This is a genomic window from Runella salmonicolor (assembly GCF_024158025.1).
Taxonomy (GTDB): Bacteria; Bacteroidota; Bacteroidia; order Cytophagales; family Spirosomataceae; genus Runella; species Runella salmonicolor.
This window is the reverse complement of the sequence record NZ_JAMZEL010000001.1, coordinates 532,182-552,877: the sequence shown is the minus strand read 5'-3', so window position 1 is coordinate 552,877 and position 20,696 is coordinate 532,182. Positions and strand designations below refer to the sequence as shown.

Sequence of the window (20,696 nt, the reverse complement as noted above, 5' to 3'; positions counted from 1 at the left end):
AAAAGAGCGGGGCATTGCTTCGCTCTTTTGCCGTTTTAAGCAGTTTGAATATTACCCACAACCTGTGCCGACGGAAGAGTATCAACGGCCGAATTTTACCCCAAAATTGACAAAGCCTAACTTTCCCGATTGGGTATTGAATGGGGCAGTGGTTGAAGTGCCATTACCTCTCAATCGTGGCGAAATTTCAGTAAAAGCAGGTGTATAGTTGGCAAATAATGAAATGTTACGATAGCCTGCTTCTGCCAAAAAGCTTATGCTTTTTGCATTGGAGTTATTAGTAACATAAAACACCTCTTTTGCCCTTACAATTGGGCCTTCTGACCACGTTGTTCGTCCCCCCCCCGAAGGATTACTGTTTGAAGAATAAATACCCCAATTATTAGGGTCTCCACTATGAATAGGTTGTTTTAGAGAGCTCTTATTCAAGCGAACCCCCAACCCAAATGAAAATGATTCTCGTCCTTTTTTATCCTTTAAAACGAGTTTGGGCATTATTTGAGCATAATAATTCATGGCTCTAACATCGGTTTGTTCAAGAATTGTGCCCAGCCCTTGGATATATTGCCATTTAGTATTGTTGAAAGTTCGCCAACCATCACTTTCTAAAAACTCTCTGGATATTGGATTAATGAGCATTAAATTTGAATACTCAAAACGTAGCCCTAACGCCTCAATTCCTAAGCCATACCGAAATTTAAACGCCATACGAGATGTATTGATTAGCGGAATATCATGCAGTAAACTTATCCCAACTACTGAGCGCGTCCGAAGCCAAAGGGATTGGCGCATTGTAAAATCCGTAAGCCCGCTGTTGGGCATGATTACATTTGGGTCGGTTAGTCGAAAGTATTCATATTCGCCAATGGGCTTTCCAAAAAAACGATAACTTCCCAATCCTACGTGGGCATTCAAAAACGTGTTTTTTTTGTAGTTCTGCCAGAGTTGTTTCCACTTTGGAATGGGTTTGGTCGTCGTAGTTTGGTACGACTCCGAGCTCATTTGCAGGTGGTTTAAGACAGCCTTGGCGGAATCCTGTTTTTGATTCAAATCACGCAGCAATTTATTGAGATCAAGTCGTTCGATGTTTTTGAGGTCTTGCTGCGTTTTACCATAAAAAATTACTCGACTATTTTTGCCCGCATTCACGATGATGGAATCCGGCTGCTCAACGGCAAAAGTACTGTAGGCTGTTAAAAGGCAAATTGAAAAGATCTTTTTCATGGCTATATTAGTGTTTAACGTCGGGTGTTACAAAACTCTGTCCCACAAACGACCAGATTCCGGCACCGGGTTTTGGATCTAGGGCTTTTATGTCAAATTTTCGCTCTGTTCTCAGGCGTCTTGCCTGTTGGCTGAATCGTTGTAAGAAAGTTGTTTTCAACATGTCTTCAGCAACCGGTGGCGCATCGGGCAAATCTATATCAACTACCAAAACCCTTACTACGGGATTATTTTCAACAATGGGGGGTATTTCTGTAGCTACAGCATCGGTTAAAACAGAGTCCTGCTCGGGAGTGCTTTTTACATCCACCGGAGCGGTCGGCGGATGAACGACCAAAAATGTATCCTGTGTGACCGTTTTTCTTTCGGGTATTGTTTCACTTTTCTTAAACTTATGTATTGGTGATTTCGAATCAGCTATGTTATTCTTAGTCTGAACAGTCGAAACTGCCTTGATGTCTCTTTCCTTCTCAGCTAAAGTAACACGGTTTGCCGTTGGTTTTTCAACTTCATAAATTGCTAAAAACCAAACGTATCCACCCATCCAGATTACTAAAGCCGCTGCCGCTGCAAAAGGCCACCAAATCATTTTCCTGTTCTGATGATGACGTTGTTCAATTTTTTGCCATACGTCTTCTTTACTCCATTCGAGCGACTCCTGCTTCCACGCGTCCTCATCGGCAAGGGAAGTGCGAATTTTATCGAACAATCTTTGATTTTGCATAGTCTTCATCCAGTTCAATAATCCGTTTCTGCAATAACCCTTTGGCCTTACTTAATTGCGATTTGGAAGTTCCTTCGTTGATATTTAGGAGCTTAGCAATCTCAGCATGGGTAAAACCCTCTATTTCGTATAAGTTGAATACTGTTCGGTAGCCTACGGGCAACTGAGATACCAATTCAAGTATTTGGGCTGCCGTTAGGTACTCAATAACCTCGTTTCTGATGACGATTGTTTCATAATCAGTATCTGAAATTAATTGAAAATTCGCCCTTTTTTTAAGTGTTTTCAATGATTCGTTGACGGTGATTCGCTTAATCCACCCCTCAAAGAGCATCACATTTTCAAACTTTGCTTTTGAAATGTTCTCAAAAATGGCGCAGAATGACTCCGCAACTGCATCTTCCGCTTCCATACGTTCTCGTAAATATCTGAATGCCAGCCGATATAGCGTGTTTCCGTAGTGTTCAAAGATGTGTCTTTGAGCTTTTATATCACGCTTTTGAGCTTGCTGTATGATGGCGAGTGTAATCAAGAACAATTGTTTTGAGCGTATAATAAAATACACATAGAAATGGTTGCCCGCGTTATGGAAAAAACTAAAAAAAAAATTCGATCTCCCCGATAACTGAGTTAAAGGCAGGCAAACATTGGTAAAAATTTTCAGTTAAGCGGCCTTTAATGGAGTTTTTTGTGCCGTTGTATCTATTTTGGGCCGTTGTTGGTGTTATCACCGCACGTGTGGCCCCGCAACAACCTATTATTCCTGGGCAGCATGCCTGTTTGAAAAATTTGCTCAAAGCCATTGGAACGGTATTGCTTTTAAGATGGTGGAATTTTGCAGTATTTTGCGGCATTGAAATCTTCAACCCTGATACCTTCAACTTTATTTTGATGAAAATATTTAAACTACTGATAATCATTGTATTCTGTCAGATTTTTATCTCCAAACTCTTTGCGCAAAATAAGCCGAGGGTCATTGTTTTGACGGATATAGAAAATGAACCCGATGATGCCATGTCAACGGTGCGGTTTCTTACTTATGCCAATCAATTTGAGATTGAAGGTCTTATTGCTACCACTTCCGTTCACCAAAAAAACAAAGTGGCTTCCTGGCGACTGCGGGAAATTATAGAAGCTTACGGAAAAGTGCAGCCCAACCTGTCGTTGCACGAAGAAGGCTACCCAAGGGCAGAAAAGCTGCTGTCGCTCACAAAAGACGGGCGAGCCGATTATGGTATGCAGGCAGTTGGCAAAGGGATGGACTCGGAAGGGTCAGAATTGATCATACATTCGGTTGACCGCGCTGATAGCCGCCCGGTTTGGGTGCTGGTTTGGGGTGGGCCCAATTGCCTGGCGCAGGCTCTTTGGAAAGTAAAAAACACCCGAAATGCCAACGAATTAGAAAAGTTTGTGTCAAAACTGAGGGTTTATACCATTTCAGACCAAGACGATAGCGGCCCGTGGCTACGGAAAACGTTCCCCCGATTATTTTATATTGCCAGTCCCGGTGTTCATGAGTTGGGAGGGTATCATCATGCCACATGGTCGGGGATCAGTGGCGATAAATTTCATGGTCGTTTTGCCGGAGGAAATTTTAAAATAGTCGATAATCCGTGGCTGGATACGCATATTCGCAGCAAAGGTCCTTTGGGCCAACAATATCCTTTTGCCAAGTTTTTGATGGAAGGCGATACCCCGAGTTTTTTGTATCTGATAAACAATGGTTTAGGAAATCCGGAAAACCCTAACTGGGGAAGCTGGGGCGGTAGATACGAATTTTATCAACCTCGCACTGAAAAGTGGTTTTCGGAACCCGAGACCCGCCCGCTTTGGACGGATGCCGAAGATGAAGTAATGGGTGCTGACAGCACTTGGCATACCGGCAACAAACCAACCATTTGGCGTTGGCGTGAGGCTTTTCAGAATGATTTTGTCGCCCGAATGGACTGGAGTATAAAATCGTACAAAGATGCCAATCACCCACCGGTCGTAAAACTCAGCGGTGAGAAATATATCAAAGCCAAAGTAGGTGATACAATACATTTAAGTGCCGCAGGTTCCACCGACCCCGATGGTAATACGCTTTCTTATCAATGGTTTTATTATCCGGAAGTGGGCACGTTTACTGTTTCAACCGCCCGAACAGGCAATCCGCTTACCATTGAGAATGCCAACCAAGAAAAGGCGTGGTTTACCGTACCCAAAAGCAGTCGATTAGGTACGATGCACATTATTTTGGCCGTAACTGACAACGGGAACCCGACTTTAACGCGCTACGAAAGGGTAATTGTAGCCGTAGAATAAAGTGCTTTTGTTGTTGATAAGACCATCAAAAGGGCAGAAAAAGGCTTAAAACTCAACCTTAATGTTCAATTTTCCTTTCTTAGCAGTTATAGGTTTATAAACGATTACATGCCTTTTAAAAAATAACTCCCTGCGAGAGTTCTTTTCCTATAACGGGGGCTAAATGACATAGAATAGCCCGGATTATAGGAACTTGCAGAAGGGGTAATGTAAATAAGGACTTTCCCGTCTATTTGGTCCGTTACGGTTAGTTTTATCGGTTATTCTAAACCGAAGCTGAAATAAGGACGTCCTATATAAAATTCCTGCCTTTTATCGGTGTCTTCCACCTCAAAATTCTTTGTGCAGCCCGTAGATAAAAGGAAAGTTGCCAAAAGGAAGAAGTAAGTTCGAATGGTCATCGTTTTCATTTCACTCCGTCAACTTCTTAATCGGGGTCAGCGCTACTTTTCTAAATTCCACTTCGGCACCTTCGGCTTGCAGGGCGATGTGGCCTTTTTGGGCGGTGCAGTGAAAACCGTGGTTGACCATGTCACCGTTGACCCAGACCTTGATGTGGTCGTTGAGACATTCAACCACCATGGTATTCCATTCGCCCAAGGGTTTTTCTGAATCGTCGGTCAGGTTTCTTACGCGGCGTTCTTTGCCGTCGACCGTTCCCCAATTTTCTTTCGGTCCGCGTCGTTTTTCCATGTCTTCAACTTCGATGTTTTCGACGATGCACCAAAAATCGCCCGCATTTTTGTGCATCATTTGCGATTCAATGGATTTGGGAAACATGCCGTACAGCGCGCGCGGAGTAGAAGCGTGGAGCAGCAAGCCGCAGTTGCCAGGTTTGCCCGCAAAGCGGTATTGAACTTCAATACGGTAATTTTCATAAACGGCATCCGTAATCAAATGGCCCTGCGGCTCGCCTAAACTTACCAATAGGCCGTTGCGGATGATGAAGGGGTTTTTCAACTTGGGGTCTTTGTCCATTGCGGGCACGTCGATGTGCCAGCCCGTCAGGTCTTTGCCATTGAACAGGCTTTTTTCCTGCGCGTAGGTATTGAAAAATAAGGTGATGAAAATGAAGGATAAAAGAATCGTGGTTTTCATGGATTTGGTGATTTTATCTTTATAAAAGGGCGCGGGATACTGTTTTTACCGTTTTATGGGTTGGATTAGAATATTACTCAAATACGACGTTTTTGGTGGGTGTAAAATTTCAAAACAAAGAATTAGTCAGGAGTCATTTGCATAATTTGTACCTCACGAGAGAAGACTATAAGTGGTGATTGGGAAGGCTGATAAGAATTTTGACAAAGTAAACAGTAATTCAAAAATAAGTTGTCTTTTTTATGATAACAACACACTGTAAATCGACAATTCAAAATCAGATATGTCTTACTTAAATATTGATTCTATCAAAGACCGCACCTTCGACGCCATCGTGGTAGGCTCGGGCATCAGCGGCGGCTGGTCGGCCAAAGAATTGTGCGATAAAGGGCTTAAAACCCTCGTTTTGGAGCGCGGGCGAGACGTCAAACACGTGACCGATTACCCCACTACGATGATGAATCCGTGGGAGTTTGACCACTTGGGGCAGTTGCCCAAAGCCATCAAAGATGCCAACCCCATTGCTAGCCGCTGTTATGCCTTTAAAGAAGAGTCGGCGCATTTTTTTGTGAAAGACGCCGAGCATCCTTACGTGCAGGAAAAACCTTTTGACTGGATTCGTGGCTATCATGTGGGTGGTAAGTCGCTGATGTGGGCGCGCGGAACACAGCGCTGGTCGAAGTACGATTTTGAAGGTCCCGCCCGTGATGGTTTTGCGGTGGAATGGCCCATTCGCTACGAAGAGTTGGCGCCTTGGTACAGCCATGTTGAGACGTTTGCGGGGATTTCGGGCAACAAAGATGGCTTAGCCCAATTGCCTGACGGAGAATTTTTGCCGCCGTTTGAGCAGTCGTGTGTAGAAAAGCATTTTAGCCAACAAATGGCGCAACATTATAAAGGAGCACGCCCCATTATTGTAAGTCGATGTGCGCATCTAACCAAGCCCAAACCCATTCATTATCAGCAGGGTAGGGCGCAGTGTCAGCAGCGTGATTTGTGTGTACGGGGGTGTCCATACGGCGGGTATTTCAGCAGCAATGCATCGACTCTGCCCTGGGCAGCACGAACGGGCAACATGACCCTTCGGCCCGATTCGGTGGTGCATTCGGTGATTTATGACGAAAAACTGGGCAAGGCAACGGGCGTACGCGTCATTGATGCCCATACCAAAGAGGCCGTCGAATATTACGCCAAAATCATTTTCCTGAATGCCTCGGCACTCAATACCAACTTGATTTTGTTGAATTCCAAATCCAATCGTTTTCCAAACGGGTTGAGCAACGACAACGGATTATTGGGTAAATACGTGGCGTTTCACAACTTCCGAACTACTATTTCGGGTGAATATGAAGGACTTTTGGATACCGTTACGGAAGGAAAACGTCCCGGTAGTAGTTATATTCCACGTTTTCGGAATGTGTTTCAGCAAGATAAAGTTGATTTTCTGCGGGGCTATGCTGCAGGGTTTTCGGGAGAGCGAGTTGTATCTCGCGATACGTCAAGCATGGGCGAAACCTTAAAAGAAAATCTGGCAACACCGAAATACGGAAATTGGCGCGTGGGCTCTTGGATGATGGGCGAAACCATTCCGAAAGAGAGCAATTACGTGACGCTTGATTCAAACCTGACCGACCAATGGGGCATTCCACTCCTGAAAGTGTCAGTAGCGTATGATGACAACGACGACAAAATGGTGAAGGATTTTCACGAACAAATGACCGAAATGTTGACGTTGGCAGGCTTTACCAACATCCGCACCAACGACGTGCCTAGCAAAGCCCCGGGCCTCGACATCCACGAAATGGGCGGCGTGCGCATGGGTAAAGACCCCAAAACGTCGCAATTGAATAAATGGAATCAACTCCATCACTGCAAAAACGTCTTTGTCACCGACGGAGCGTGTATGACGTCTACGTCTACGCAAAATCCATCATTGACTTACATGGCCATCACGGCCCGTGCCACCGATTACGCCGTGAAGCAGCTAAAAGCAAAGAATCTATAAACGCAAGCCAAGCGTCAGTCGGTTACCAACCGCGACGAATAACCGACCGACGCTTAAAAAAATCGGCATATTTTATCTGGAAATAGCGGGGCACTGCCCCGCTATTTTGTTTTATACGAACCCTAAAATGGAAAATCAGCCGTCGTATATACGATAAAAGTCATGAGTTTACTGTAAAAATAGCCTCTCCCCGCTATCTTTGTAGCCTAAGTGATGAGTTTAGCTTTAAAAAAGTCGTCACGCCACCTTAAAATTGCGGTGATGAGCCGTTTACAAATTTTTTTAGAATGAAAGTCCTCAAATTTGGCGGCACTTCGTGCGGCACAGTCGAAAGTATCCAACAGGTCATTCAGATTTTACAAGATAATATTGCCAAAGGTGAGCGCATTGCCGTGGTGTATTCGGCGATGGGCGGCGTAACCAACAAGCTGATTGAGATAGGCCGCATGGCATCCAAAGGGAATGTCGAGTATTTTGATGCGCTCAAAGCCGTCGAAGAACGCCACTTTGCGGCCATTCGTGGCTTAATTGACATCAAAAATCAAAGTAGCTCTATCGCCAAAGTGCGTGGATTGGTCAACGAATTAGAAGATTTACTGAAAGGTATTTCGCTGATTCGGGAACTGTCGGCCCGAACGCTTGATTTGTTAATGTCTTTTGGCGAGCGCCTTTCTACAACCATCATTACCGAGGCCCTCAAAGCCCGGGGTGTAAAAGCGGAGTTTTGCGACGCCCGCACCCTGATACGCACCAATGATCATTTTGGCTACGCCGAAGTGGATTTTGAGGTGACAAATGCGCAAATTTTGGCCCATTTTGCCCGAACCGATGCGATGCAGTGCATCACGGGCTTCATTGCCTCCACGGCCGAAGGGATTACAACCACGCTCGGACGCGGTGGCTCTGACTATACGGGCTCCATTTTTGGGGCGGCACTCGACGCCGACGTGATTGAAATCTGGACCGACGTAGACGGGATGATGACCGCCGACCCTCGCAAGGTTTCTACCGCATTTACGATTCCGACCATTACCTACGCGGAAGCCATGGAGTTGAGTCACTTTGGGGCCAAAGTGATTTATCCACCGAGCTTACAACCTGCATTTGTTAAGAATATTCCGATTAAGGTGCTGAATACTTTCAACGTAGCATCGGAAGGAACCACCGTTCATACGACCTCTGATGAAACGCCTTTTGCCATCACGGGCATCAGCTCCATTGATGACATTGCCCTAGTCAACGTGCAAGGCAGCGGTTTGATTGGCGTAGCGGGCGTGTCGGCGCGCTTGTTTTCGGCGCTTTCGCGGCATAAAATCAGCGTCATTTTGATTTCGCAAGCGTCGTCCGAACATTCGATTTGTTTTGCCATCGACCCCAAAAACGCCGACCGCGCCAAGGAGGTTTTGGACCAAACTTTTGCGCCCGAAATCAGCGCAGGCGATATTGACCGTGATGGAATTCAGATTCAAAAAAACGTTTCTATTATCGCCATCGTGGGCGAAGGAATGCGTCGTAGTACGGGTGTTTCGGGGAAATTATTTACGGCGCTTGGCAAAAACGGTATCAACGTCATTGCCACCGCCCAAGGCTCTTCGGAGTTGAATATCTCGGTGGTTATTCAGAAAAATGACCTTTCCAAGGCGCTTAACGCCATTCATGGGGTGTTTTTTCAGTCGGAAGTACGAACATTGAACCTGTTTATTGTCGGAACGGGCTTGATTGGGAGTACGTTTTTGAAACAACTTTCGGCACAGTCGGACTATTTAGCCAAAGAGAAATTGCTGAAAGTCAACGTGGTAGGCTTGGCCCGTAGCAAAAAAATGTGGCTCAATCCTGAGGGTATCAGCCTGACGCATTGGAAGCAAGAACTGGACGAAAACGGCAAAACCACGAGCTTGCCAGCGTTTGTACAGCGTATTCGGGAGTTCAACTTACCCAACAGTGTATTCATTGATTGCACGTCCGACAAGGACATTATCCATTATTATCATCCTTTGCTCGACGCCAGCGTATCGGTCGTGACGCCTAACAAAGTGGCCAATTCGAGTAGCTACGCGGAGTATCGACGGTTGCAGCAAACGGCCGTTCGCAAGGGAGTTAAGTTTTTGTACGAAACCAACGTGGGCGCAGGTTTGCCCATCATCAACACCATTCAGGGATTGATGGCTAGCGGGGATAAATTTGTCAAAATTGAAGCTATTTTATCAGGTACGCTGTCGTTCATTTTCAACAGCTTTGTGGCGGGAACCCGATTTGTTGATATTGTGGGTGAGGCCAAAGAAAAAGGCTATACCGAGCCAGACCCGCGCGACGATTTGAGCGGCCTCGACGTAGCGCGTAAAATCCTGATTTTGGCCCGTGAAACAGGCGTCGGACTCGAAATGAGCGACATTCAAATTGCGCCAATCTTGCCCGACAATTGTCTTCAAGCTCCAACCGTTGCTGATTTCTTTACTGAATTAGAAAATTCTGACGCGTATTTTGCGGGTTTGCTGCAAGCGGCGGCCGAAAAAGGAGAAAAATTACGCTATATCGCTACGCTCGAAAACGGCAAAGCTACGCTTCAGTTGCGCACCGTCGATGCCGACCACCCTTTTTATTCCCTTTCGGGTGCCGACAACATCGTGTCGTTTACCACCGAGCGTTACAATTCTCGTCCTTTGGTGGTCAAAGGCCCCGGCGCTGGGGCAGAAGTAACCGCTTCGGGTGTATTTGCCGACGTGATGAGCATCAGTAGTTATTTATCATAAGACTAAAAGTCAGTACGTTGCTGAACGTCGGCGGGGCATCAAGCCTCGCCGACGTTTTTTTTGTAAATGCCTTTTTTTAGCCGATTGATGGGTATGTACAAACCCAAGTTGCCTAAATTTGTCCTGCACCGATTATTAAAAGGGTACATTTCATCTCAAATATTATTATATCTTTGTTCGTGATGAACTCTTAATTCTATGAGAATGAAAGCGATTGCCTCAACACATTTATTGTGTTTGGTCCTATTCGTAAATGCTGCTTTTGCACAAATAAGTCCAGTTGACAGCCTAAAAAAAGTCCTTGCTCAGCCTATGCCCGATACGGCCCGGGTGCTTACGCTCGACCAACTGAGTCTGCGGTTGATGTATTCAAAGCCAGTGGTTGCGATGCAGTATTCTCAAGAAGGCTTAGATTTGGCCGAAAAAATCAATTTCCCCCGCGGGAAAGTCCGAAATATGAACCGTTTGGGGTCTATTCTTCGCTTTACGAGCAATTATGCCGAGGCGTTGGAGATGCACTTTAACGCCTTGAAAATTGCGGAAAAAATTGACTACCAAGAAGGGGTAGCGCGAACCCTCAACAACATCGGGATTTTGTATTCAGAACAAAAAGAATCCAAAAAAGCAATTGAATACTACTTTAAGACAAAAGTCATTGCCGAAAAAATAAACGACCAAAATCTCCTTCAAATTTCGTTAGTCAATCTCGGAACCGATTATGCCCTATTGAATCAAACCGATTCGGCGCGTTTTTATACCGAAGCGGCCTACGAGATGGCCGTCAAGCGTAAAAGTAGTAATGTGCCTGTATTGTTGATGAATCTGGGTAATATTTACAACCGAATGGGGAATTATCCCTTGTCGCTTCAGTATTATCGTTCGGCCTTACCTTACCTGAAAGCCGCCGATAATAATCGACTGCTGAGCCAAACGTATTTTGAGATGGCGCAGGTATTTAAAGCACGAAAACGTTTGGATTCTTGTCAGTATTACGCCAAAAAATCCTTGGCGCTGAGTCAGGAAGTCAACAATACGAAGTATATCTACGAAGCAGGAATGCTGCTTGCGTCGTTGTATGAATCCAACGATAAAGCCCAGGCCTACGACTATTTTAAACTGGCGGCGGTGGCCAAAGACAGTATTTTTAGTGAAGAAAAAACAAAGCAAATTCAAAATTTAGGCTTAAATGAGCAATTGCGGCAACAAGAACTGAGCGCCACCCGAAAAGAGTTTGAGAATCAGCGACGAATGTACCTTTTGTTTGGGGTGATGGGTGTGATTTTGATTGTGATGGTGATTCTGTATCGGAACAATATTCAGAAGAATCGGGCAAATGAGCTTTTGCACAAACAAAAAGAGGCTATTCAAACCCAAAAGAAGCAACTCCAGACGTCGCTCGAAACCCTCAAAAATACCCAGGCCCAACTCATCCAAAGGGAAAAACTCGCCAGCTTGGGCGAGCTTACTACGGGCATTGCTCACGAGATTCAGAACCCGCTGAACTTCGTAAATAATTTTGCCGACATCAGCGTCGGAATGGTGCAAGAACTGATGGAAATCAAAGAAGAAGTCAAGCTTCGAACCAATTCGGTAGCCGCCGTCCAAACGGGGGGCGAATTGCCTCCTGATATTAAGGCACAAAACGAGGAAGATGAGATTTTAGAAATGGAGCTTTTGGGTAGCCTAGAGAAAACCCTTCAGAAAGTCACCACCCACGGGCAACGCGCCAGCGACATCGTGAAAAGTATGCTCGAACACTCGCGCACGGGTACGGGCGAGCCAGACATCACCAACATCAACAAAATCGTTGATGAATACCTTCGCCTTGCGTTTCATGGCATGAAGGCCAAATACAAAAATTTCAACTCGGCCTATGAATTTGTGGCGGATGAAAATCTACCCGACATCACCGTTGTACCGCAGGATATTGGCCGGGTTATGATGAATTTGTGTAATAACGCGTTTTATTCGGTCAATTTTAAAGCCAACCAAACCAGTAAACAAAACGACGGCATGATGGCGGTATTGGCCACTTACCAACCCAACGTAACGGTAATTACGAAAAAAGGGAAGGATATGATTGAAATCCACGTAAAAGACAACGGCACTGGAATCGCGGATAATGTGCGGGGTAAGATTTTTCAGCCGTTTTTTACGACCAAACCCACGGGCGAAGGAGCGGGGCTGGGATTGTCGCTCAGCTATGACATCGTGGTCAAAGGCCACGGCGGTACCATTGATGTGGAGACGGTAGAAGGGGAAGGAGCTACGTTTATTGTCAAATTACCGATCAAATCATTTGCCGAAGAAGAGAAAAAGAAAGCAAAGAAATAGTTCGTTTTGATTATATTTAACTGTTCATTAAACCATTACTTAACTCCCTTACATTATGAATAAGTCTTTTTTTATTACTTGTATTCTTTTGATAGCGGCACACCTTTCATTTGCTCAGGCTCACATTGAGACCGAAGGAGAGGGTAGCAGCATTGAGCCGATGTCGGTAGTTATCGGCGTGGTGATAGGCTTAGTGGTTGGTTATTTGGTAGGCTCGAAAATGGGTAAAAAGTAATAGCGTAAAAGGGGGGACACTATAAATCCCTCCTTTTGACGTGTTCTAGTGTAATCAACAGCGGGACGATTTTACCTTCATGTTTTTCCCGTAACTCAAAACCCATCTTCTTCGTTTTGTAGTCAATTTGCTCGTAATTCAATAGTTTTGAGCCTATTACCTTCTGCACCCGCTGGGTAAAAGTGCCTTTTTGCCCGTTCATGGCGGTGATACAACTGTCGATGTTGACTTCTTTATCAGAAAACAAAAACAGCCAAGATTCTGTCCCGGTGATTTCATTGAGTGCATACACCTGCTCCTCTGAGGGGAGAAATACCTTGGTGTTGGCACCAACTACGGGGCTGATGGAATCAATCGGGAAAAGTTTATCAACGCTGGGCTGGGTGGCATTGGCACCGAGTACATACAGGTAGGTTTGTTTATCTACGTTAATGCGGAATTTGTATTCGGTGTCGGTTTGTTGAGGGTCGCGGAGGGAGTAGGCCACCAGCGGCTCATTGGCGGCGGTGTTTCCTTCGGGCGACTGGCGCGTAAAAGGAAGCTCTACGGGGCGTAAATTGGCCAGTTCGATGGTCACATCGCCTGAGCGGAGGGCCTCAGTCGTGTAGTTGTTGGTGGATAGATACGCCTGAAAACCGTATTTGGTGTGCTTGGTGTAATCATCGTACCGAATCCAGAAAAACCCATCTTCTCCCCAATCTTCCCCTCGGCTGTTGACGACGTGAAAAGCCCCTCCGAATTTTTTGTCATCGTAGCCTACCACACAAACTGCGTGCCCGCCGCGTAAATTGTCCGATTTGTTAGGGTCCCATAGGCCGTACTCGTCGCCCGAGCCAATGCCAAAAAACCGCAAAATGCGCATCCAGAGCTTGGGCCAAAAACCCAGTTCGTCCAACGAAGGAGTAGTTTGAATGGCAATAACAACGGGGGTTCCTTCGGCCAACGCCTTCTTGGTCGCGACCACGATGTCTTCTTGCCGGTCGTTCAACCCAAAAAGGCGGATATAATCCATGATTTTGGATTCGGCCGCTGGCCGCAACGAGGTCATCGGTGTACAGTCGGGATAGCCCTGCTGGGCGAGCCGGGCTACTCCGTTGGTTTTCAAAAATTCAAGGGCATTGGCTACCTCTGCCCCTTTTTTACATGCGTCGTCGTTGGGGGATTTGATGGCATTGTAAAGAAAAGAGGGCGAAAAACGCAGCGCATCTATCGAGTCTTTGTTGGTAATATTGAGCCGTTTAGCTTCTAATATCGTACGCATGTAGTAGGCCGTCGAAAATCCCACGCAGGTACCGAGCGACCCTTGGTTGAGAACCGAAGGTACATACATCGATAAATCCACTTTGGGGGGGAGCCCGTCTTCGCTGACCACCAGACTCGATTTTTTTTTCAGGACATTATTGTACGAAGTATCGTTGAAATTCAGTCCTTGGGCGTGCAGTGTGGTATGGCCCAGCATCCACAAAAACGTGAGTAGGGAGAGGTGCTTTATTGAATTCATACGATTGACTTTGAGGAGATTATCGGGTAGCTTTGACAACCGGTTTGACGGCCGAGGGACGACAACTTACTGGGACCTGACTCAAGCCCGCGTATTCGGGGATAAATGATTTCGTAATTTTGTTAATTCTTGCCAACAGATTGTTTAAGCTCACCTCCTTGAGATTTTTTGCGTACAACATATCCTCAAAAGCCTCGGTAAGCGAATAGGTAAAGACCGAATTTCGTTGGATGGTAAAGACTGGTTTACCCTTTTGTCCGCTGGATATTTTCAGGATACGGCAAGGCTCGCCGAGAAACAGTTTTTTTAGAATTTCTTTGCTGCGGTCATGTTTTACAATCGTATTTCTGGGTAAGGGAGTGGGGTAGCGGTCAATCATTTTATCTCGGCAATCGGCCATCACCATACCGAGCCGCAATCTTTTGGTTTGCAGGATAGCGGCCACTTCATCAATTGATACCAGACTGTGTTTCTCAAGTTTAAACAAACCAGGATTGTCTAATTGCATCGAAGGTAAGGTGCTGTTGCCGGGGTAGGTGCCAAAGCCAGAGTAATAAAAAACGACAATGTCATTGGGGTGAATGGAGGTGTCGCTGACCGCATTTCTGACGGCTTTTTCGGTCAGTCCATCCACTTTTCGGTTTACATAAACGGTTTGTAAATGGTATCCGATTTGGGTACTGATTTTTTTAAACATGGTGCTTACCATCTCTTCATCCTTGAGGCTTATCATCCCAAAATCTTTGTTCTCATAGTCTGAGGCCAGAATGAGGTGCAGCTTTTGGGCGCGGCTGATAAAGGGGGAAAGGGCAAACAGAAAAAGCAAAAAGTAACTTTTCATAAAAAGGGTTATTTATTTCGGAATCGTCCAATGAGCGCCGTAAACTCGGGCATGTCTCTAAGGTAATCAAAATCGGGATTTTTGCTGATACTGTCAAAATTGGTATAGCCTCTTTCTAGGGCTTTGCCTAGCCACTCAACGGCTTCAAAAGGAAGTTTTTGCCGGGCTTTGATGGTGGCAATGTAATAGTAAGCGCGGAAATAAGCGGGATTGAGTTCGATTACTTTTTTGTAAGAAGCCTCGGCTTCGGCTAGTCTATTTTGTCTTTCCAGCAAGTTGCCATAATTATTGTGAAAATTGGCATCGTTGGGCGTAAATCCAAGGGCTTTTTTATAGGCAGTTTCGGCTTCTTCAAAACGGTTTTGGCGGGAAAGTAAATTTCCATAATTGCTGTAAACAAGGCCGTTCATGGCGTTCAATTCAATGGATTTTTTATAAGCGGCTTCGGCGTCGGCAAAACGATTTTGGGCCGCCAACAAAATGCCGTAACTGTTGTAAATGTAGGCGTCGTTGGGGTTGAACTCAATCGCTTTTTTGTACATCACCTCTGCTTCCTCTGGCCGATTGCCCGCACTGAGCAGCATTCCGTAGTTCTTGTACACTTCCGAATCGGTGGTATTGAGCTGAATGGCCCGTTTGTACTCGATTTCGGCTTCGGTCAAGCGGTTTAAATTTTTGAGTAACACCGCGTAATTTTTGTGGACGTTGGCATCGTTGGTGTTGAGCTCTATAGAGCGCCGGTAGGCGGCTTCGGCCTCATTTTGTCGGCCCTGTCGAGCCAGCAAGTTGCCGTAATTTCCGTACACAACGGAGTTGGTGGGGTTAAGCTCAAAGTATTTTTTATAGGCATTTTCGGCCTCGGCAAAACGGTTTTGAGCTGCCAATAAAACACCGTAGCTATTGTAAACGAAGGCATCGTTGGGGTTTAATTCAATGCATTTTTTATACTCGTTTTCGGCCTCTGCCTGACGGTTTTGGGAAACCAATAATATGCCATAATTAAAATGCGCTTGGGCATCGTTGGGGTCTAGTTGGATGGCCTTCTGAAACGCCGTTTCGGCTTCTGCGGGGCGGTTCTGGACGGCCATGACAATCCCATAATTGCTATAAGCGGTGGCGTAGTTGGGCTGAAGTTCAAGGGCTTTTCTATACGCATTTTCGGCTTCGTTGTACCGCTTTTTTGCGTTGAGTAGCATACCATAATTATTAAACGTTTCGGCGTCGCTGGTTTTTAACTCAATGGCTTTTTTGTAAGCTTCTTCGGCGGCTTCTGCTTTGTTTTGAGTCGAGAGGAGGTTGCCGTAGTTTTTGTAGACTACGGGGTCGTCAGATTTTAATTCTATGGCTTTTTTGTACGCGGCTTCTGCTTCGGCTCGTTTGTTTTGGGCGGCCAGCGCCATGCCGTAATTTACGTGTAAAAAACTCCAGTTGGGGGCGAATTGAATTCCTTTTTCAAATACCTGCTGTGCTTCCTTGTACGACTTTTTCAAGTACAGAATGCGCCCAGCGTCGTTGTAGGCGGGAGCAAACGTACTGTCGGCGTCGAGGGCTTGACGAAAGTTCAGCAGGGCGGCATCGGCATTGATCGGTTCGGCGATTAAGCCTTTGTAATAAGAAACCCGCGCCCGAAGATTGGGGTACAAAAAGTGAGATTTTCCTAAAATTAGGTACGTTTTTTCTAAATATCGGATGTTTTTTTGGTAAGCACTTGTCACTTCAGGCGCGTTTCTGTTTTCCAAAAGACCCGTAAATGCTTTTGATGATTCTTCCAGCAAGGCTGCCGCAAACTCTCGCTTAATGAAAGGGTGCATGTCTTTGATGGAAGGAGCCGCAAGCAATCTTTCAAAATAACTCTCTGCGGCGTTGGGCACATCAAGTAATTGTTTATTGGTGACTGCTTCCTGAAAATCAGTGTACAGTTTTTTGACGTCAGTTTCCGCCTCTTCTAAAATAGTTTGGGTTACGCCTCGGCCCTGGACTGCGGCAAAGAGCGGTGGCGGTACGTTTTTACGGACTGATTCTAGCGTGGCTGCGTCTACCTTGACGATGGGCAGTGATTTGTCGGCGGCGATCAAAAGAGGGTTTTGTGGATTAGGGGCGGCCTCGGCAGTAACGCGGTCTTCCAGATAGCGTTCCAATTCACGTAGGGTAACGGTTTTGTCGCCGTCGGTATCGGCTAGTCCCTGCATTCCGCGTATGAGGTGATAGCTAAATAGCCCGCGACCACCTCCCCATTGGTATCCTTCCAACGATAATTCATTGGCCTGACACGCCATAAACTTCACTTCATTGGCTACCTGTTTGAGCAATTGTTGGCCCATGAGCTGGACCCCGCCGATTTCATTCCCCGCTAACTTTCCTGCCCGACACGCATCTAAGAATAATAATATCTGAGCGTGATTTTTGGTTGAGAGGGTGGCAATGTAATCCTGTAGATAAAGTACCGCAAAGGCCGTGGAATTATAATTGCTACTGTAAGAATCGTGGGTAAGCAAAAAGCCGCGTTGGGCAATGGTGCGGGATTCTTGGTCGCCGTGCCCCGAAAAATACAAAAATACGCGGTCGTTGGGCTTGACAAAATCCAGTAGGTTTCCCATAGCCCGGTCAACCTGCCCTAAGGTTGCTTTTTCGTTTAGCAGAAGTTGAATGTTGGATTCGGGTACTGAGCCTCCTGCGGGAGACGTTAGAAAATTATAAAAAGCAAGGGCATCGTCGCCAGCAAATCGGAGTGAATTGATGTGTAGATATTGCGACACACCCACAATCACCGCCCACGTTTGTCCCACTGTTTTTGGGGCCATGTTGGCCTTTTCCACTTTTTGGCCGCGTTCTTCCTGTGCTTCAATCTGGCCCGTAAACGTGATAGAAGCCCAAAAAATGAATAAGAGTTTTTGAAGTTTCATAAAGCGTAAAGTAGGTCCAATCAGGTTTAGCAAATGGCAAATATTTAATAAAAAGGGTAGGGGAGTAAAGACATACTTTAAAGTAAAATTAACTGATTTTTCCTCCTTTTAAAAGGAAATCGTAAAGCCTTTTCGGAACATTTATTTTTCGGATGATAGGAATATTATTTGGCGTGGCAATGAATTACGACGGTACATTAGGGGTGATTGACGAGAAAAGCCTCCCTGCATTGACAAAACGTCGCGATTTGTAAGAATCTCCCCAAAAATACCGGGAATCGGTATCTTTCCAAGAAAACTGTATCGTTTTTTCTATATTAAATTTTGTGTCATAGGTTGTGGGTAACTGTTTGGAAATGAGATTTAAACATCGTACAATTGGAGTAGTTTATAACCTCTGCTATTATGGAAAATCTCAAGAAAGACCTCCGCTCCCAAGGGCAGCCGCTGATTTTTTTCTTAGTTAGAGGCGCTGCGAGTATAGCATTAAAATTTTTAAAGGACCTGTTTAAGTACGATTTGTATCGTCATAACGATATAACACCCCCGCTCACCAACAGGGATAGCAGATAGGCCACCGCTGTCTTTTAAAACGGTATATCTATTGGAGGTAGTATTTGGAGTAGATTAATAGTTTAAACATTGGTTGAAAACTCATTATTGAAGATGAACATTCACTTAATTCATCGCAGTAAAAAAGCATAAAAATTTGAAGTTTCGGGTAAATCTGACGCTAAAGCCTGAGATATTTTGACATTTTACCCTTCTAAACCTCATACCCTGACAATGAAAATCTTCCTTCTGAGCTTCTTGATGGCGTTACTTTCAGGGAGCTTTTGCTTTGCCCAAAGCCGACCAGAAATTGATAGTTTAAAGCATGAAATGCTTATTACTAAACATGATACTAGTCGTGTACTTTTAATGGCTGATATAGCTTTTAATGATTTTGTTTCAAGTCCCCAAAGCTCCAAACTATATGCCCAAAAGGCCTTGGAACTTTCAAAGAAAATAAAATTTTCTAAAGGCGAAGCAAAGGCTTTAAGTATTATGGCACTTATCATCAGACAGGATGGCAATCTTTCTGAGTCACTAGAGCTTCAATTAAAATCTTTAAAAATTGGCGAGGAAAACGCTTATCCTTTAGAAACAGGATATTCTTTAATGCGGATTGGCAACATTTACCGGGATGAAATCGACCGTATCAAAGCCATAAATTTTTACAACCGAGCCATAAAAAAATACGAAATAGCTCATTTTGATGAGGGAATAGCCGCCGTATTTATGAATTTAGGAATCTTGTATTTATCCTCCAATAATATAGATTCAGCCGCAAAATATAGTCAGTTAGCTTTTGAAAGAAGCAAGCAAGTTGTTATACCTCTACGTTTACAATCTGACATTTTTTTACTTTTGGGCAATGTTCAGGACAGGGCCAAAAATACTGCCAGTGCTTTGAATTACTGGAAACAAGGGCTTCAAATCGCCATTCAAGCCAAAGATACCCGTACAAAAACCGCTAACTATTTGACAATTGCCCAATTTTACAATAGAGAGCACCTTTATGATTCTTCCATTTACTATGCAGAAAAAGGCCTCGTGGAGGCTAAACGAATTTCATTTAAGCGACAGATATTATTAGCCAATAAATTATTAGCAGTAGGCTATGAATCAAAGAATCTTTCAAAAGCCCATTATCATTTAAAAGAGGCTCAATTAGTCAATGAAGAACTCTATGGTCCTAAGCAAGTACAGGCATTACAAAAAATAGTGTTTGAAGAACAGGAACTTCAGCGCAAGATTGAAGCTGACGCAATCGCCTATCAAAATCAGCTCAAACAATACTCTTTTCTGGCGGGTTTAGGCGTTTTATTGGTGATTGCCTTCCTTCTTTACCGCAACAATCAGCAAAAACAGAAGGCAAACATTCTTCTAAACATTCAAAAAGAAAAAGTAGAGCAAACCCTCGAAACGCTCAAATCCACCCAATCCCAACTCATCCAAAAAGAAAAACTCGCCAGCTTGGGCGAACTCACGGCGGGCATTGCCCATGAGATTCAGAATCCGTTAAATTTTGTCAATAATTTCTCGGAGTTGAGTCTAGAATTGGTTTCGGAGTTATTGGAAGAACGGAATAAGCTATACGACGAACGGGATGAAGAACTTGAAAAAGAGTTATTGAATGACCTCGCCCAAAACCAAGAGAAAATCAACCTTCACGGCAAGCGTGCTTCAAGCATTGTGAAAGGGATGTTGGAGCATTCTCGCCAATCGACAGGCGAACGAACACTCACCAACATTAACCAACTGGCGGATGAATATCTGCGTCTTGCGTATCACGGTTTGAGGGCTAAGGATAATACATTTAACGCTGATTATGAGTTGATTAGAGATGAAGGTTTGCCAAGGATTGAGGTTGTTGCGCAGGAAATCGGCAGGGTATTGTTGAACCTAATCAATAATGCGTTTTATGCCGTAAACGAGCGTGCTAAAAAGGGAGAAGCCGATTATCAACCCAAAGTAACGGTCACGACAAATGTTGCTGAGAACTGGGTTGAGATACGGGTCAGTGACAACGGCATAGGGATGTCAGAAGCCACCAAATCCAAAATTTTTCAACCCTTTTTTACGACCAAACCCACAGGCGAAGGCACGGGCTTGGGGCTGAGTTTGGCCTATGATATTGTGACCAAGGGGCACGGGGGAATGATTGAATGTGAGAGTGTAGAGGGCGAGGGAACGACGTTTATTGTGAAATTACCGATTCAAAATAGCTGAAC

At 44.9% G+C, this 20,696-nt stretch carries 13 protein-coding genes; 6 read left to right on the top strand and 7 right to left on the bottom strand.

The genetic code is table 11. From position 1 onward, the window contains the following. Positions 1-81: 81 nt before the first annotated feature. The 3 genes from NCI00_RS02370 to NCI00_RS02360 are packed head-to-tail and all read right to left on the bottom strand — an operon-like array spanning position 82 to position 2,480. A complete protein-coding gene (locus NCI00_RS02370; protein ID WP_253524625.1) occupies positions 82-1,224 on the bottom strand; it encodes a hypothetical protein in 1,143 nt (380 codons plus the stop codon). A gap of 7 nt (positions 1,225-1,231) precedes the next feature. Beyond that, positions 1,232-1,948 carry a hypothetical protein gene (locus NCI00_RS02365; protein WP_253524623.1) on the bottom strand — a complete coding sequence of 239 codons (717 nt, stop codon included), beginning with the start codon at positions 1,946-1,948 and terminating at the stop codon, positions 1,232-1,234. Continuing rightward, positions 1,923-2,480 (bottom strand): RNA polymerase sigma factor, encoded by a 558-nt coding sequence (locus NCI00_RS02360; RefSeq protein WP_253524620.1) that lies wholly within the window; start codon positions 2,478-2,480, stop codon positions 1,923-1,925. Before NCI00_RS02360 ends, NCI00_RS02365 begins: the two co-directional genes overlap by 26 nt. Positions 2,481-2,839: 359 nt before the next feature. Here NCI00_RS02360 and NCI00_RS02355 point away from each other — a divergent pair, with 359 nt between their 5' ends. Further along, positions 2,840-4,252 carry a DUF1593 domain-containing protein gene (locus NCI00_RS02355; RefSeq protein ID WP_253525995.1) on the top strand — a complete coding sequence of 471 codons (1,413 nt, stop codon included), beginning with the start codon at positions 2,840-2,842 and terminating at the stop codon, positions 4,250-4,252. 411 nt (positions 4,253-4,663) lie between these two features. Here the strand turns inward: NCI00_RS02355 and NCI00_RS02350 are convergent, their stop codons facing one another. Continuing rightward, positions 4,664-5,350: a 3-keto-disaccharide hydrolase gene (locus NCI00_RS02350; protein WP_253524618.1), complete on the bottom strand. Its 687-nt coding sequence runs from the start codon at positions 5,348-5,350 to the stop codon at positions 4,664-4,666. Positions 5,351-5,633: 283 nt separating this feature from the next. Here NCI00_RS02350 and NCI00_RS02345 point away from each other — a divergent pair, with 283 nt between their 5' ends. The 4 genes from NCI00_RS02345 (at position 5,634) to NCI00_RS02330 (ending at position 12,674) form a co-directional block, all read left to right on the top strand. Next, positions 5,634-7,355: a GMC oxidoreductase gene (locus NCI00_RS02345; protein WP_253524616.1), complete on the top strand. Its 1,722-nt coding sequence runs from the start codon at positions 5,634-5,636 to the stop codon at positions 7,353-7,355. A 287-nt stretch (positions 7,356-7,642) separates the two neighbouring features. Beyond that, the gene (gene thrA / locus NCI00_RS02340) at positions 7,643-10,105 is read left to right on the top strand and encodes a bifunctional aspartate kinase/homoserine dehydrogenase I (RefSeq protein WP_253524614.1); all 2,463 of its coding nucleotides are present in this window, start codon (positions 7,643-7,645) and stop codon (positions 10,103-10,105) included. Positions 10,106-10,309: 204 nt separating this feature from the next. Further along, positions 10,310-12,439, top strand: coding sequence for a tetratricopeptide repeat-containing sensor histidine kinase (locus NCI00_RS02335; protein ID WP_253524612.1), 2,130 nt, complete (start codon positions 10,310-10,312; stop codon positions 12,437-12,439). 55 nt (positions 12,440-12,494) lie between these two features. After that, a complete protein-coding gene (locus tag NCI00_RS02330) occupies positions 12,495-12,674 on the top strand; it encodes a hypothetical protein (protein WP_166561721.1) in 180 nt (59 codons plus the stop codon). Positions 12,675-12,693: 19 nt separating this feature from the next. Here NCI00_RS02330 and NCI00_RS02325 read toward each other — a convergent pair whose 3' ends face one another. Genes NCI00_RS02325 through NCI00_RS02315 form a run of 3 tightly spaced genes read right to left on the bottom strand, consistent with a single transcriptional unit; the run spans position 12,694 to position 17,919 of the window. Further along, positions 12,694-14,175, bottom strand: a complete 1,482-nt coding sequence (locus NCI00_RS02325; RefSeq protein WP_253524609.1) for a C1 family peptidase — start codon at positions 14,173-14,175, stop codon at positions 12,694-12,696. A gap of 19 nt (positions 14,176-14,194) precedes the next feature. Then, positions 14,195-15,016, bottom strand: coding sequence for a caspase family protein (locus tag NCI00_RS02320; protein WP_253524607.1), 822 nt, complete (start codon positions 15,014-15,016; stop codon positions 14,195-14,197). An 8-nt stretch (positions 15,017-15,024) separates the two neighbouring features. After that, the gene (locus NCI00_RS02315; RefSeq protein WP_253524605.1) at positions 15,025-17,919 is read right to left on the bottom strand and encodes a tetratricopeptide repeat protein; all 2,895 of its coding nucleotides are present in this window, start codon (positions 17,917-17,919) and stop codon (positions 15,025-15,027) included. A 1,047-nt stretch (positions 17,920-18,966) separates the two neighbouring features. On the opposite strand from NCI00_RS02315, the gene NCI00_RS02310 reads away from it, so the two are divergent. After that, positions 18,967-20,694 carry a sensor histidine kinase gene (locus NCI00_RS02310; RefSeq protein ID WP_253524601.1) on the top strand — a complete coding sequence of 576 codons (1,728 nt, stop codon included), beginning with the start codon at positions 18,967-18,969 and terminating at the stop codon, positions 20,692-20,694. Positions 20,695-20,696: the final 2 nt, after the last annotated feature.